The organism is Bacteroidia bacterium (assembly GCA_037045145.1).
Lineage (GTDB): Bacteria > Bacteroidota > Bacteroidia > AKYH767-A > OLB10 > OLB10.
On the sequence record JBAOIA010000011.1, the window covers coordinates 538,298 to 553,738 of the forward strand.

The following is a 15,441-nucleotide window of genomic DNA, read 5'->3' on the forward strand; positions in this document are numbered from 1 at the left end:
CAACAAACACAAAGGAAGATAACAGGGCTAATACAATTCAACAGAACAAAACAAACAACATGATTTAATTTTTACACTGATTTATAAAATAAAAAAGTTGAATTAACAAAGAGAGCAGTTGTTCTCTAACAAAAATAGTTAACCAACAAAATGTCTAACAGTTAAAAATTAGTCAAGATGAAAAAGCTGATTATTGTATTAAGTGTAGCAGCAACCGCAGCAATTACCGGTTGCAGCAAAGACGATCTCACCAGCCCAAAGGCTCTACAAAACAAAAACACCACAGCGGCAACAACTGATGTTAGTGCAACAGACCAACGCCTCATTAATTCCGGCAGTGTTTTGGTGCCTGCACCCAATCAGGGTTATGTAAAAGTATTTCTTTTCGGAGCCGCTAAACTCTCTGCTGACCATCCCGAAACATTTGTTGATATCAACAAAAGAGATGTATCTCAGCGAGCATTTGATGCCAGTTTCAAAGCTATGTATGTAAAATTCAATGAGCGCTGGATATATGTTCCAGGAGTTATTCCAAACTATGGTGTAGAAGGCAAACTAACTTATAGATTTTCATCAACACAAGCTGTTGACCCTGATACACCAAATCAAATACTTTCATGGCACCGCTTTACACTCACCATTCGTAACCTTGACAACAAACCATACACAGGCAGGTTGATTTCTTTAAGCAACATTAAAGTATTGATTATACCCGCAAAGAGTGACCCCGGTGGACACGACCCTGATTTTAAAAATTATGAAGCCACCATGACCCATTTTGGCTTACCGCTTGATTAATGCTGAAGTTTTCTAAATAAACGAGGCGGCTGCATTCGCAGCCGCCTCGTTTGTTTTATTACTATTGGTTCACTTTTTTCATTGAATACCATTTTGGTGTTTACCTATTTGAATAATCCTGTTGATTTTTATAAGCGTGAATAATGCCAAGAATAATAATTTGATTTTTATTTTCGTCAATATGATAATGGATATGATACGGAAATTGTCTTAATAAAAGCGTTCTTACCTCTTTATATTTAATCTGAAAACCAAGTGGAGTTCGAGCAATGTGGGTTTTAGCTTCACGGATGCGAAACAAAAACAGATTAGCCAGTTCTGGATTAATGTTCTAGTAATAATCTGTAGCGTTAACGATATCAGCCCTTACAGCAGGTCTGTTTACAACAAAATAACTCACAGGTTTTTTTCAATATCATCAATGGTTCTATTAAAATCGGTTACATCCATATTATTTTTATAGTAGTCGTTTAGACGCTCGTCAATAATTTGTTTTAGCCAAGTCGCAAGTTCTACTACGTTTTCCGCTTCTTCTTTTTGTAAATCGCTGTACTTAGATTTCAATATTTGCCATTCCTCTATAGGAATAAATACGCCTGTGGTGTTGCCTTTGTTATCGTGAATAAATTGTAGTGTCATTGTTTTTTTGTTTGTGAGTATTTCCTCGTTTTATTTTTTATCTTTCAGGTATTAACTAATATAGCCTAACGCGTTATTTCGGTAGCTTAGATATATCTTCCAAATAGTAAACTATTTCTTTCCCCCAATACAATTTTGAATATATAAGTGTTCTTCAACTTTTTATTGAATCTCATAGCTGACTTTATATATATTAAAACAATTTGTAAACAAATTGACATAAAAAGATACAAAACAAATGAATCTTATAAAAGAAACAAATACTTTTTCCAGCCAAACAAATTCCTCCTTAAATTTATATGGAAGAACGTTTAGTAAAACATCTTACAACTTATTTTTTAGTGCTTGATGAATTTCATTTTGAGTATAACATTTCATCATTCTTACTTCTGCGAACTTTCAAAGTCTCCCACATTTCAGGGGACATTGAATGGACAAAACGAAGCACTTGCCAGCGACCCATTGCATACACAGTTGGCCAAACATCTTGCTGCACGCAAATTGATACATGCAGGAAAAGTTACAGAAGCCTGAATGCTATTGCTGGTGTAATTTTATAGTAAGATAGTGTTCAATAAAAAAAAGATCCCATAGCATTTATTTTTAAAATTTAAACCTTTACTTTTACAACTTGGTAATACTAAATAACCATGCCATGTTAGAAAATAAACTCTGTTTGCCTTTATCGGGGAGTAGGCTGCGCTTTTCTACATACACAGCCGCTTTCGCCATACCACATCGTTTCCGTTTCGCAAAGTGAGTTAGAAGTAAACGGCACCATAACCACCAAACAACTCATCATAGAAAACGAAAACCAAAAACAAGATGTAACAGCCATGCTCAACGAACTAAAAAATGAAAATAGCCCAACTGAAAGAACAAATTAATCAAATAACAAAAAATTAAAGGTGATGAAAAAACTTATACTACTAATTTTAACTTTTGCTTGCACGTTTTGTAATGCACAAACATCAGAGATTAACCGAACAAATCACTGGTATTTTGGTGAAGGTATTGGCATTGATTACAGCAGTGGTTCACCCGTACTTGATACATCAAGTTCTATGTTTCAGCGTGAAGCTTGTGCTGTAATGAGTGATACAGCAGGCAATTTATTGTTTTATACCGATGGTGATACCATTTGGAATAAAAATCACATAGTAATGAATAATGGTTTTGGATTGGGCTGCGAAAGCAGTACCAATGGCGCGGTGATAGTACCTAATCCCGGTAATGACAGTATATATTATTTATTTACTGTTGACTGTTGGGAGAATATTGGGAATCATGGCTTACGGTATTCTGTTATAAATGTAAATGCAAATGGGGGAACAGGAGCCATATTACAAAAAAACATACAGCTTTTTTCACCAAGCAGCGAACAACTTGCCGTAACACGTCATTGTAATGGAATAGATTATTGGGTAGTAATGCATCATTATAATCAAAATAAATTTTATTCCTACTTAGTTACCCCTTCCGGTGTTAATGCTATACCAACAATATCTGTTGTCGGTGATACTTTACCGGTACAAAATTTCATTGGTAATATGGGTAGTATGTGCTTTTCCCCGAATGGGAAAAAGCTATGCTTTGTTAATGGGTATATAGGAGCAAGACTTTTTAATTTTAATTTATTAACCGGAGAAATTGATAATATGATTGTTTTATCTACCGTTAGATATGAATACGGATGTGCTTTTTCACCAGATAATTCAAAATTATATGTTACTTTTTCGGGCTATCCTACACCCGGAAGATATATTTCACAATATGATTTAACCAGTAATGATTCATTACTGATTACATCCTCAAAAAATATTGTATTTTTAGTAAGCTATGTACATGCTCCGCTTGAAGGGTTACAATTAACAGAACAAGGCTATATAAAAGTGGCTTTTTATTATCGGGATTCAATAGGAGTAATCCTAAACCCGAATGCTTATGGTGCTGCATGTAATTATCAAACATTTCCACTAACCTTTAATGGAAGATTATGTAAAGAACAATTTCCAAATTTTAACACCAACTATTATAATTCAAACCCTTATTCCTGTGGTATTGGTATTGCAGAAACAGAGAATACAAGCATAAAGTTTTTTCCAAACCCTGTTTCCGATAGGCTTACCGTAACCAATTTAAATAGAAATTATGATAGTATGCTTATTTATTCTATTGATGGCAGGTATGTTTTATTTAAGCCTATAGATAATAAAGAGATTGCTGAAATAGATACTCGTCAGCTTTCATCGGGTATTTACTTTATCCAATTGTCGTCAAAGAGTTCAACAATGAAACCAATAAAATTTGTTAAGTTAAATTTTTAAAGTCCAATTAATTTGAAAAATAAAAATTTGTTTAAACAATTATTGGTTATATCGTCAATATTGTTTGCATCACAGAGCGATGCACAGTTTGTGATAACTCCCGGAACTAGTAATGAGTTTATGGGGACAGACCCCATAATAAGAGGAGTAGGAATAGGACCATTTCCAAACACTCAAACAACTAACTCTGCTCTACATGTAAATACTTCCTATATGCTTACAAGTAGTAATTATCCAAATATTAATTTTGGCGAAGTATTCCGCACTACGTGTGTGGCAGATATAAGCACCTTTTGGCGCATGGAGCGGATGAAAGAAGAAAATGCCGTAGAGTACGGCATGTTATATACCTTAGGTGCGGCAGAAGAGACAGAGCTGTTTTTCAGTCCTTCCAATGAGAGCGGAATACATTTTTACGTACAGGCAAGTTATGAGGATAGAGAGGCAGATATTTATGGTGATTTGCGGTTTAATACCGGGGCTCATGTAACAGGTTATCCGCCCGGCATAGCCACCCCGCGCATGAGAATATTGGGCAGTAATGGTTTTGTAGGCATAGGTGATTATAGAACGTTTTCACCAAATTATCTGCTGCATCAGCATAATAATGATGATGGCGGCACATTTCATCAGTTTACCACCGTTCAAACAGGCATAGCACCAAATGAAGGATTCAGAATAGGACTTGATGCCAATGCCAATGGTGAGTTAAACCTGATGAATAACACCTCAGACATGCACTTTTTAACCAACTCAACACCGCGTGCTACTATTCTTGGTACAAATGGGTTTACCGGAATTGGTAATTATACCACTTTCACACCCCGAAGTTTATTGCATCAGCATGATAATAATAACGCAAATGTATTTCATCAGTTTACAAACGGAAATACAGGTAGCGGAAACAATACCAGCGGATTCAGAATGGGAATTGAATTTGTTGGCGGGCTTACAAATCGTTCTGATGTATGGTTTAGGAACTGGCAAAATAACGGACAATTTAATTTTGCTTCAAATGACAATGCAGGCGCACAGCAAAGGCGAATTCAAATTCAAAACCAGGTTTATCTTAACAACGAAGTTACAAGAGTGAAAATCATTGAAAATGATTTTTTTAATCTTGCTTATGCTGATAGTCCTCCTCTCTCTCTTTTGCATATAGGGCATCATTGGCTACCTAATGCTGGAGGCCACCGCCTGTGGATGGACGTGGGAAGTTATACCTGCGCAAGCAGCGATCAGTTGTATGTAGGATTGAAAGAAGCAACAAATAGTGATAACAATCCCTGGACTGCTCATATGGATGCTGTTATTAACTGGGGCGATAACATACAAGGACAAGAGGGCGCGGATAACTTAAGAGTGATACTTACTACGCCTCAGGTAGCAAATAACGGTGATGCAGGAACTGTAGAAGGTCTTGAAGTTATGAGACTCACACCACTGGGAAGAATAGGAATTGGAAATTTTGATAATGTTAATGGCTCAGGAATCCAACCTTTACGCAGATTAGAAATTTATGATGAGCATGTCCAGAATATTAATTTTCCAACCGCTATCCAATTTATTCCTGCGCCCCAGTTGAGGCTTACATTTACTCCAAATGTGAATGTAAACCTAGGGATAAATACAGATTTTCAAACTATGCCTACTGGCGATCTTTTTATTAATCCTCGCAATGCAGGGGTAAATCGTTTTGTAGGCATTAATACTTCTACACCCCTGAACACGCTCGAAATAAATTCCACAGCAGGCGTTTCACCATTCCCTTCGGGCTTACGGTTTACCAATCTTAATTCAGCCTCCGCAAATGATATTACTCCCAATGGCAAAGTGCTTACAGTCGATGGTTCTGGTCATGTGGTGATGACTGATGGTGGCACAGGCACTGTCAACAGCATCTGCACCACACAGGATATTATAGCCCGGTTTGACAATACGGGAAATGTTATTCAATGCAGCGATATTTACAACAATGCAGCTTCTACTTCTAATAACAGAATAGGTTTTTTTACTACCAATCCACGTTATAAATTTCAATGTGAGGGGACATCTTTTTTTACAACAAACCAAGTTACACCACTTACTCCAAACTATGGCCTACAACACCCAAATTCACCTGTTATAATTGACTCAAAAAGTAATGAAGGCCTTTCTATTTTACACACAGCTAATGGATATAATAAAGATTTAATGCGAATTTATGGTGATAACAATATGCAATATCATATTCGAATGGTAGGCACACCCACAGGAATGAATGTAGCCAACAGCTTAACAATAGAACATGAGGATAACGGTGGAAACATTGAAAGTTGGTTAGCTTTTGATCCCGGTACAAACACTTGTGTAATGCAAGGAAATTATAGTGGTTCTATACCCGGCAATCATTCAAAATTATATGTGGAGGCGCAGAACCCAATCCCGACCTCCTCAGGAAACAACATGTTTGATGCAATAAGAGCGGTTAACACAAATACTGTCACTGTTTCAACAACAAGGTTAACAGGAGTAAATGCCGAATGTGTTGGAACACGCTTGACTGCAGGTCAACCTATTTATAATATTGGTGGGGCGTTCAAGGGTTCGGGAGCAAATTCATCCTCTTCATCTAATGCGTTTAATTATGGTGTTTCAGGAGAAGCTTTTGGAAACAATTCAATGGTTAATAACTATGGCGGATTTTTTCGAAGTTTAGGAACAGGTTATAGCAACTGTGGTGTTTATAGTATAGCACAAAATGTAAGTCAGCTTAGCTATGGTATTTATACTGCAGCAAGAGGTGGTACTTCAGTTAATTATGGCATTTACGCACTTTCACTTAGCAATAATTGTATTAATGGAAATTGCTCAAGTGCAGCAGGATTTTTTAATGGAAGAGTTTACGCCACCAATAATTATTACCATACCAGTGATTCTACATTAAAACAGAACATTGTTCCTGCACCACAAAGCGATACTTTGCTCAACAATTTATCAATTTATAAATTTAATTACGACACACTCAATAATTATGGTCTTTCATTAGAAGGCGGTACTCATTATGGTGTAATTGCACAGGAAGTACAACAAGTATTGCCACAATTAGTAAAGAATTTCTTGCAGCCTGCCGAGTATGATTCATCAGGTGCAATAATCAGTCAACAGAAAGATATTCTTGCAGTAAACTACACGGAGTTTATACCGCTGCTGATAGCAGGATATAAAAGTCAGGCTAAGGAGATAGACACCTTAACCAGCCAATTAACTACATTGCAAAGCAGGCTCGATTCGTTGGTTATGGCGGTAGCCTCATGCTGCAATGCGCCCTTGTTAAATCAAAACAATAGCAGCAATCAACAAACCATAGAGCTGGATAACACACCGGCAATCATATTGGGCAATGACCCCAATCCATTTGCAGAAAACACCACCATCAGTTGGAACATTCCACAACAGGATACAAAAACAATAAATGCCATGCTTGTTTTTTACAATCAGAACGGCAGCATATTAAAGTCGGTTAAAATACATCAGGCAGGAGCAGGCTCGCTGTTGGTTTATGGCAGCAATCTTTCATCGGGTCAATACAGCTATTCGTTGGTGGTCAATAATAAAACCATTAAAACCAAACAAATGGTAAAGGTAAAATAGTGCGTTTTAAAAACAAACGAGGGCGGCTGCATTCGCAGCCGCATTCTATTTTTTAATTCAATAGGATTATGCACATAACAGCATAATGTAAAAAAATTAACAGATCTAATGTTTCAAATATTTTTTTAACTCTGATAATATCATTTTAGAACGCTACCATTTATTTTTGTTCAGACTAAACCTTCTTTACAATATCTTGTCAAATACTAAGTTTGGTTTGTTATGACGGAAAACGAAAATTTTAAAAATCTTAAGCATCTTTATAACCGTGCGGGTTTTGGATTACACTATTCTGAATTGCAAAAACTGTGTCGCACAAAGCTGAATAAAGTTGTTTCTGACATGATTGAAAAAGCAAAGGTTGATATGCCATTAACAACTATTGCTCCGGATCATATTAAATCAGTGATGCTTAAAAATGCAGGACTTACAAAGAAAGAAGGCTTATCACCGGAGCAACTAAAGGAGAGGCAAAAACTTTTAGTGAGTCTGAACAAGCAACTTAAAAACTTGAATACAGAATGGGTCTTCCGCATGATGGATACAGACAGTCCGCTGCGTGAAAAAATGACCTTGTTTTGGAACAATCACTTTGCCTGCCGCGAAGAAGGTAACCCATATTTTGCACAAGTGCTCAACAATATTCAGCGCAAAAATGCATTAGGCGATTTTAAAATATTGTTGATTGAAGTGTCGAAGTCTGCATCCATGTTGAATTTCTTGAATAATCAGCAAAATAAAAAAGGCAGACCTAATGAAAATTTTGCTCGCGAGTTAATGGAGTTGTTTACACTTGGTCGTGGTAACTATTCAGAAAAAGATATCAAGGAGTCGGCACGGGCGTTTACCGGTTGGTCACATGATGCAGCAGGAAACTTTGAGTTCAACCCCAAAAATCATGACAACGGAATAAAAGCGTTTTTTGGAAAAGAAGGTAACTTCAGTGGTGAAGATATTATTGATATGATTTTGCAAAAACCCGAAGCTGCTATTTTCATTGCTAGAAAAGCGTATCGCTTTTTTGTTAACGATGTGCCAAACGAAACACATGTGCAGGAATTGGGAAATCATTTTTTCAAAAACAAATACAATATTTCTGCGCTGATGAATAAAATGTTTACCTCAGAATGGTTTTATGCTCCTGAAAACACAGGTAATAAAATTAAATCTCCTGTAGAGCTAATTGTGGGACTAAGTCGTCAGTTTAATGTTACCTACAAAAGGCAGGAAATTATCTTGCAACTGCAAAGAGGATTAGGTCAAACTTTATTTTACCCACCTAATGTGGCAGGTTGGGCAGGTGGTCGTAACTGGATTGACAGTTCATCATTGATGTTACGATTAACTATTCCATCTCAGATTCTTAACGATGGCAGTATTAATTTTTCAGCTAAAACCGACCCTGATGATGAAAACATTGTTGCAATGAAACAAATGGATGATGCGGCATTGGAAGCAAAAAAGGGAAGTTCAAGAATAGAAATTAACTGGGAAAAATTTTGGGCAGAATTTCCGGAAGGTTATACAATACAGCAAATAGCAGACTATATTCTGCAATGTAAGCCAAGCTCACAGTTGAATGAAATCATCAAAAATTCTGTGGACAAGAAGAATACAATTATAAAAACCGTATGCACTCCCGAGTATCAATTATGCTGAAACAGAAAAATAAATAGTTATAATGAAAAGAAGAGACTTTTTAAAGCAATCGGTTTTTGCAAGTGCCGGCAGTATGTTGATACCTGCATTTTTAAAGCCATTTGAACTTATTGCAAAAGCAAATTTAAGCGGTCATAAAAATCTTGTTGTCATACAACTTTCCGGTGGCAATGACGGGCTAAACACTATTGTGCCTTATGGCAATGATGTGTATTATCAGTTGCGCAACACCATTGCCATTCCACAATCGGAAATCATTAAACTAAATTCCATGCAGGGGTTGAATCCGGCATTATCCCCACTAAAAGAAATTTATGATCAGGGTTGGATGAGTATCATCAATAATGTCGGCTATCCGAATCCAAATCGCTCGCATTTTAGGTCAATGGATATCTGGCAAACAGCAAGCGACTCCAATCAGTTTCTTTCTACAGGATGGATTGGACGCTATTTAGATTCAAATTGTCAGATGTGTAAAAACCCATACAATGCAGTTGAAGTGGACGATACCCTATCGTTAGCTTTGAAAGGAGATACAAAAAAAGGTATTGCACTTCAGGATCCTGATAAATTGTTTCGCACCACCAACACACCGTTTTTTGGTAAGTTGATTGAACATGACAAGGAACATCTTGACGAAGATAATCTTGGTTACTTGTATAAGACCATGATTGAGACATATTCTTCTGCTGGCTACATAAAAGAAACTACAAAGAATTACAGCAATAGCTTTGTGTATCCCGAATCGGCATTTGCCAAGAAATTAAAGACCGTTGCACGTTTTATTTTATCAGGACTTGACACAAGGGTTTATTATGTTTCGCTTAGTGGATTTGATACTCATGTAAACCAAATGGCACAACAGAAAAAATTATTTACTCAGTTTTCTGAAGGGATGAATGCATTTGTAAAAGAATTAAATAATAATAAAAGACTTGATGATACATTAGTGATTGCATTTTCGGAATTTGGCCGAAGAGTTGCACAAAATGCAAGTCGCGGAACAGACCATGGGACTGCAAATGTTATGATGTTGTTTGGAGGTCAGTTAAAGAAGCAGGGAATATATAATGATGCACCTGATTTGAATGATCTTGATGCAGGTGATTTAAAATATAAAGTAGATTTCAGAGAAGTGTATGCTACAGTGTTGAACAAATGGCTCAATGTGGACAATAAACTGATTCTTGCTGACTCATCTGGAACAATGGATTTTATTTGATGACGGAAGAAATTACAGGTAGGAAAACAGAAATTGTTTATGGAACATGCTTTTTTTAATGCTCTCTTATCAATAACTTTTCACAAAACAATTTTAATTCAAGAACATTTTTTGCCTGCACATTTAAACCGGTAAGTTGATTCAACCCTTTTTGATAGTATGCCTGAATTGTCTGCATTGTTTTCTGGTGCAATTCTAAGTTATTAAACACCTGCATCACCGCTGTAATTTTTTCGTAATTGGATAAATTGTGTGAGTTATAAAGTGCCAGAAAATCAAGATGCTCTTTGCCATTAAGCAGCCGGCATGCTTCTGAAAAAAGAAATGTTTTTTTACCTTCAATAATATCGCCACCCGGGCGTTTGCCGAATTTAGCATCATCACCAAATGCATCTAATAAGTCATCCTGTATCTGAAAAGCAATCCCGATATTTTTCCCAAATTCATACAAGCGTAGTTTATCTTCTTCAGAGGCATTAGCAATTATAGCACCAGTTGCCAGGCAACATGCCGGCAGTACAGCAGTTTTTAAAGTAATCATGCCAATATAATCTTCAGGAGTAATTTCACGTAAACGTCCGAAATCCATGTCATGCTGCTGTCCTTCGCAAACCTGCATGGCGGTTTTGTAAAATAATTGCATCACCGATCTAAGCACAGCATCATCAACCTGCATAATGTACTCACTGGCTTTTACAAAAAGTGCATCACCGGAAAGTATGGCAATATCTGTACTCCATTTTTCATGTACTGTTGGCCTGTTTCTTCGCAACGTTGCTTTATCCATGATGTCATCATGCAGCAGGGTAAAATTGTGAAACAACTCAATACCTATGGCAGCTTTCATTGCTTTCTGATAATTTGTTTCAAACAAGCTTGCACCTATGAGAACCAATAAGGGTCGCATGCGTTTGCCACCAAGCTCAACTATATATTCCATTGGCTCATATAGATTGGCCGGCTCATGACCAAAGCGCAGCGACTTTAATTCGCGCTCAATTTCGCGTTGCAGAAAGTCAATACTTTCCATTAAAACAAATTACTTTTTCTTTTTATTTCTGAAAACCTCAATCACTCTTTCCATTCCTATTTCAAGAGGTGTTAGTTCGCGGTTGAGTAATATTTTCATTTTGCCAATATCAGGACATCTGCGTGTCATATCACCTTCTTTTAAAGCAGGTAAATGCACAATGTTTGATTTTGAATTCAGAATTTTTTTAATCAACTGCGCCAATTCCAGAATTGAGGTTTCATGATCGTTGCCCACGTTGATGACATCATTTACAAAACGATGTGTGTAGAATGCATTTAAGCATGCCTCAACATTATCATCAACATAACAGAAGGTTCGTGTTTGTGAGCCATCACCATAGATAGTAATATCTTTATCGCTCAATGCAGCTTCAATAAATTTCGACATTACGAAGTCTGTACTTTGCTTAGGTCCATAAGTATTGAAGAATCGAAAAATGGTAAAGTCAAGATCAAACTCCTGTTTGTAGGCACGGAGGTAGGCTTCGCCAAGATTTTTTACAATGGCATAAGGAAGTCTTGAGTTTAAAGGTGTTGTTGTTTCATTTTGCGGATACTCAACAGGCTCGCCATAAACCTCGCTGCTGCTGCTGAAGTAAACACGTTTTACCCCAGTATTCTTTGATAAGTCAAGAATGTTTTTTAATCCGGTAAGGTCTTTTAATACCCATGATGGATGATCGAGTGTGCGTTTTACACCCACTACAGCTGCATAGTGAAAAACATAATCAAATGCATAGGCATAGAATATGGATGATATATCGCTGAAATCATTCACATCAGCTTTAATAAATTTAACATTGTTATGTTTTGATGCCGGAACTTTTCGCATTGATCCGGTTAAAAGATTGTCAACTACAACAACAAAGTTGTCGGCATTGTCTGCTAGTTTTTCTGCTAAGGCACTTCCTACAAATCCTGCTCCACCTGTTACTAAAATTTTACTTTTCATATATTATGTTTCGCTTATAAATTTTGATCTATTATTTTTATGAGGTAATTACCATAGCCGCTTTTTGTCAATGGCTCTGCTACTTTAAGTAATTGTTCTTTATCTATAAATTTCATCCGATAGGCCACTTCTTCTATGCAGCCAATCTTTAAACCTTGTCTTTCTTCAATAACATTCACAAAGTTACCTGCTTGCAGCAATGAATTAAATGTACCGGTATCGAGCCAGGCTGTACCGCGCTCCAGCAGTTGCACTTTTAATTTACCTTGTTGCAGATAGTGTTTGTTTACGTCAGTAATCTCATATTCGCCACGTGCACTTGGCTTTAAATTTTTGGCAACTTCAATAACCGAATTATCATAAAAATACAATCCGGGGACGGCAAAGTTCGATTTGGGTTTTTGAGGTTTCTCTTCTATGGAAAGTGCTTTGTAATTGGCATCAAACTCAACTACGCCATATCGCTCCGGGTCTGAAACGTGGTAGGCAAAAACCAACCCTCCGTTTATTTTATTGTTGCCGGCAAGAATACGTCCCAAGCCCTGACCATAAAAAATATTGTCGCCAAGAACCAACGCTGCACTGTCACTGCCAATAAACTTTTCTCCAATCACAAAAGCCTGTGCCAATCCATTTGGAACTGCCTGTTCTGCATATTCAAAACGGCAGCCAATCTGCTCTCCACTGCCTAAAAGTTTTTTAAAGTGAGGCAAGTCATGTGGGGTGCTGATGATTAAAATCTCTCTTATTCCGGCCATCATCAATACGGATAGCGGATAATAAATCATAGGTTTATCATATACCGGCATAAGCTGTTTGCTCATGGCCAATGTAAGTGGGTGCAGACGTGTGCCGCTACCTCCGGCTAAAACAATTCCCTTCATCGTATGGTTGCAAAAGTGTACTTGTACGTAAAATTACGTCAGGTGGTTTCTAGAAATTTAAGGCTGTAAAGGTAATAATGTTATAAAATAACAGAAATACAGTCCTTGTGCATAGGTAATATTATTTCTTTAAGGCAAATAGGAAATAATAAATTCCGGAAAATACCGACCTGCTGATATACAGTGGTTTGTCTATTTAAATTTTTTGGTATAAAATTTGAAATAAGGGATAGTAAGTATAACATATAATACTCCATATTATGAAAAAATCAATTGCTAAAAAGACCAAAAAAGCAAAAAAATTAATTGCAAAACCCGCAGCCATTGTTGCATTTCTTCGCGATTTATTTGCTGAAGAACTTGATGTCCTTAACCGTAAAAACATAGCCATGCACAACTAAACTGCATGGCTTATTTTTCTTTTAAAATACATTTCCAAACTTCATCGGCTTCAAATCCGCGAGCGATGAGTTGTTGTGCAACCTTATAATTTTTTTTGATAGCGTTGTTTTCTTTTGTTTTCCTCTTGTAAACTTCCATTTGCTCATTTAAAACTTTCAAATAGTCATCATCAGCAATGGATTTCAGTGCCTGCCTGATACAGTAGTCTGACACTTTTTTTAGTTTCAATGCTTGTTTGATTTTATTTTTTCCCCAGTGTTTTATTCTGAATTTTCCTCCGGCATAGGCAATGGCAAATCGCTCTTCGTTAAGATAACCTTCTGTAACCATCATTGCAATGGATTCTTCAACATCTTTTTTAAATAATCCTAATGAATAAAGTTTTTCGCGTAATTCCTGCTGGCTTCGCTCTTGGTAAACACAATACCTGCGGGCTTTGTTCAACACATCGCTGCTAACCATTTTTAGTCCACAACATTAATCTTTAAAGTATTTACCCGTGAACGCTTTTTTAGTGGTGTGCTGGCAACATGTATCACCACATCTCCTGCACCAACATAGCCATCTTCTTTTAAAATGTTTTTAATATCGTCAATAGTCTGGTCAGTACTTTCAAATTTATTATAATACATACCCCTCACACCCCAAACCAAATTCAATGTATTGAGAATGGGTTTATGGTCGGTAAAAATAAAAAGTCCTGCCTTAGGTCGCTGACTTGAAATTCTGAAAGCGGTATATCCAGAATGTGTCATGGCAGCAATTGCCTTGGCTCCAGATTGATTGGCTAATTCCGCGGCATGATAACACAAGGTGTCCGAAATAAATGTTTTAGAATTTTTATCAGGTTGATTCATGCGGTAATAAATTTCCTGATCGTGTTCTATGGCCTGAATGATTTTTCTCATGGAATTTACTGTTTCAACAGGAAATTTTCCAACGGAGGTTTCTGCGCTCAGCATCAAGGCATCGGCACCATCGTAAACAGCATTGCCCACATCGTTGGCTTCGGCACGTGTAGGTCTGAAATTGGTAATCATGCTCTCCATCATTTGTGTGGCAATGATTACCGGAATGCCTGCAGCACGACATTTCTTTACAATCTTTTTCTGAATGATAGGTACCTGTGCCAGGTCAATCTCTACACCCAAATCACCTCGGGCTACCATAACACCATCAGCAACTTCGATAATCTCATTGATATTACGTACGGCTTCGGGCTTTTCAATTTTTGCAATAACCCTCATGGAATTGCCGCAGTCCTTGATAATTTTTTTAAGGTCAAGGATATCCTGAGCCGTTCTGGTAAATGATAAGCCAATCCATTCAATATTATTTTCAATGGCAAAGTCTATATCAGCACGGTCTTTTTCAGTTATTGAAGGAATGCTGATATTGGTAAACGGTAGGTTAACACCTTTTTTCGACATCAGCACACCTCCATTTATCACTTGAGTAACAACATCCTGTTCGGGGGTGACTTGTTTTACCTCTAACTTGAGCTTTCCATCATCAATAAGAATGATATCGCCTTTCTTTACATCACTGGCAAAGTCTTTATAACGGATAGTAGCTTTTGTAGCATTGCCTTCAATCTCTTTAGTTGTGAGAACAAATTGCTGTTTATCGGCAAGCTCGCACTGCCCGCCTTCAATATCACCAATGCGCAATTTAGGTCCTTGCAGATCGAGAAGAAGTGCAATGTTTAGTCGTTTTTCTTCATTGATTTCGCGTACATTATTTACAATTGCTTTTAAAAAAGTATGATCTCCATGCGAAGCATTGATGCGCATAACATCGGCACCTGCCTGAATAAGTTTATAAATGGCGTCTTTAGAATTGGTGGCCGGACCCAGGGTGGTAATAATTTTAGTTTTATTAAAATGTTGCATA

Annotated in this window: 13 protein-coding genes; 7 read left to right on the top strand and 6 right to left on the bottom strand. The window is 37.0% G+C overall.

The features are described 5' to 3' along the window. Positions 1-177 precede the first annotated feature (177 nt). The gene (locus V9G42_03285) at positions 178-798 is read left to right on the top strand and encodes a hypothetical protein (protein ID MEI2758442.1); all 621 of its coding nucleotides are present in this window, start codon (positions 178-180) and stop codon (positions 796-798) included. A 396-nt stretch (positions 799-1,194) separates the two neighbouring features. On the opposite strand, the gene V9G42_03290 is transcribed toward V9G42_03285, so the two are convergent. Next, entirely contained in the window at positions 1,195-1,437 is a 243-nt protein-coding gene (locus tag V9G42_03290; protein ID MEI2758443.1) for a hypothetical protein, read from the bottom strand. A 360-nt stretch (positions 1,438-1,797) separates the two neighbouring features. Here V9G42_03290 and V9G42_03295 point away from each other — a divergent pair, with 360 nt between their 5' ends. The 5 genes from V9G42_03295 (at position 1,798) to V9G42_03315 (ending at position 10,278) form a co-directional block, all read left to right on the top strand. Further along, positions 1,798-1,971 (top strand): hypothetical protein, encoded by a 174-nt coding sequence (locus V9G42_03295; GenBank protein MEI2758444.1) that lies wholly within the window; start codon positions 1,798-1,800, stop codon positions 1,969-1,971. A gap of 377 nt (positions 1,972-2,348) precedes the next feature. Continuing rightward, a complete protein-coding gene (locus tag V9G42_03300; protein MEI2758445.1) occupies positions 2,349-3,764 on the top strand; it encodes a T9SS type A sorting domain-containing protein in 1,416 nt (471 codons plus the stop codon). Between the two features lie 12 nt (positions 3,765-3,776). Next, positions 3,777-7,397 carry a tail fiber domain-containing protein gene (locus tag V9G42_03305; GenBank protein ID MEI2758446.1) on the top strand — a complete coding sequence of 1,207 codons (3,621 nt, stop codon included), beginning with the start codon at positions 3,777-3,779 and terminating at the stop codon, positions 7,395-7,397. 222 nt (positions 7,398-7,619) lie between these two features. Next, entirely contained in the window at positions 7,620-9,056 is a 1,437-nt protein-coding gene (locus tag V9G42_03310; GenBank protein ID MEI2758447.1) for a DUF1800 domain-containing protein, read from the top strand. Positions 9,057-9,078: 22 nt separating this feature from the next. Further along, the gene (locus V9G42_03315; protein ID MEI2758448.1) at positions 9,079-10,278 is read left to right on the top strand and encodes a DUF1501 domain-containing protein; all 1,200 of its coding nucleotides are present in this window, start codon (positions 9,079-9,081) and stop codon (positions 10,276-10,278) included. A 55-nt stretch (positions 10,279-10,333) separates the two neighbouring features. On the opposite strand, the gene V9G42_03320 is transcribed toward V9G42_03315, so the two are convergent. Genes V9G42_03320 through rfbA form a run of 3 tightly spaced genes read right to left on the bottom strand, consistent with a single transcriptional unit; the run spans position 10,334 to position 13,146 of the window. Further along, entirely contained in the window at positions 10,334-11,308 is a 975-nt protein-coding gene (locus V9G42_03320; GenBank protein ID MEI2758449.1) for a polyprenyl synthetase family protein, read from the bottom strand. A 9-nt stretch (positions 11,309-11,317) separates the two neighbouring features. After that, entirely contained in the window at positions 11,318-12,262 is a 945-nt protein-coding gene (locus V9G42_03325; GenBank protein ID MEI2758450.1) for an NAD-dependent epimerase/dehydratase family protein, read from the bottom strand. A gap of 14 nt (positions 12,263-12,276) precedes the next feature. Further along, complete coding sequence (gene rfbA / locus V9G42_03330; GenBank protein MEI2758451.1) at positions 12,277-13,146, bottom strand: glucose-1-phosphate thymidylyltransferase RfbA; 870 nt, start codon at positions 13,144-13,146, stop codon at positions 12,277-12,279. Between the two features lie 260 nt (positions 13,147-13,406). Between rfbA and V9G42_03335 the strand changes: the two genes are divergently transcribed. Next, on the top strand, positions 13,407-13,547 hold the full coding sequence (locus V9G42_03335) for a hypothetical protein (GenBank protein MEI2758452.1): 141 nt from the start codon (positions 13,407-13,409) through the stop codon (positions 13,545-13,547). Between the two features lie 10 nt (positions 13,548-13,557). Here V9G42_03335 and V9G42_03340 read toward each other — a convergent pair whose 3' ends face one another. Next, positions 13,558-14,010, bottom strand: coding sequence for a regulatory protein RecX (locus tag V9G42_03340; protein MEI2758453.1), 453 nt, complete (start codon positions 14,008-14,010; stop codon positions 13,558-13,560). Positions 14,011-14,012: 2 nt separating this feature from the next. Then, positions 14,013-15,440 (bottom strand): pyruvate kinase, encoded by a 1,428-nt coding sequence (pyk, locus tag V9G42_03345; GenBank protein MEI2758454.1) that lies wholly within the window; start codon positions 15,438-15,440, stop codon positions 14,013-14,015. Between the last annotated feature and the right edge of the window lies 1 nt (position 15,441).

What these genes read in the sequence shown, in the direction of transcription:
- V9G42_03285 (MEI2758442.1), top strand. Translation starts at nt 178, where the DNA reads ATGAAAAAGCTGATTATTGTATTAAGTGTAGCAGCAACCGCAGCAATT.
- V9G42_03290 (MEI2758443.1), bottom strand. Translation starts at nt 1,437, where the DNA reads ATGACACTACAATTTATTCACGATAACAAAGGCAACACCACAGGCGTA.
- V9G42_03300 (MEI2758445.1), top strand. Translation starts at nt 2,349, where the DNA reads ATGAAAAAACTTATACTACTAATTTTAACTTTTGCTTGCACGTTTTGT.
- V9G42_03310 (MEI2758447.1), top strand. Translation starts at nt 7,620, where the DNA reads ATGACGGAAAACGAAAATTTTAAAAATCTTAAGCATCTTTATAACCGT.
- V9G42_03315 (MEI2758448.1), top strand. Translation starts at nt 9,079, where the DNA reads ATGAAAAGAAGAGACTTTTTAAAGCAATCGGTTTTTGCAAGTGCCGGC.
- V9G42_03320 (MEI2758449.1), bottom strand. Translation starts at nt 11,308, where the DNA reads ATGGAAAGTATTGACTTTCTGCAACGCGAAATTGAGCGCGAATTAAAG.
- V9G42_03325 (MEI2758450.1), bottom strand. Translation starts at nt 12,262, where the DNA reads ATGAAAAGTAAAATTTTAGTAACAGGTGGAGCAGGATTTGTAGGAAGT.
- rfbA (MEI2758451.1), bottom strand. Translation starts at nt 13,146, where the DNA reads ATGAAGGGAATTGTTTTAGCCGGAGGTAGCGGCACACGTCTGCACCCA.
- V9G42_03335 (MEI2758452.1), top strand. Translation starts at nt 13,407, where the DNA reads ATGAAAAAATCAATTGCTAAAAAGACCAAAAAAGCAAAAAAATTAATT.
- V9G42_03340 (MEI2758453.1), bottom strand. Translation starts at nt 14,010, where the DNA reads ATGGTTAGCAGCGATGTGTTGAACAAAGCCCGCAGGTATTGTGTTTAC.
- pyk (MEI2758454.1), bottom strand. Translation starts at nt 15,440, where the DNA reads ATGCAACATTTTAATAAAACTAAAATTATTACCACCCTGGGTCCGGCC.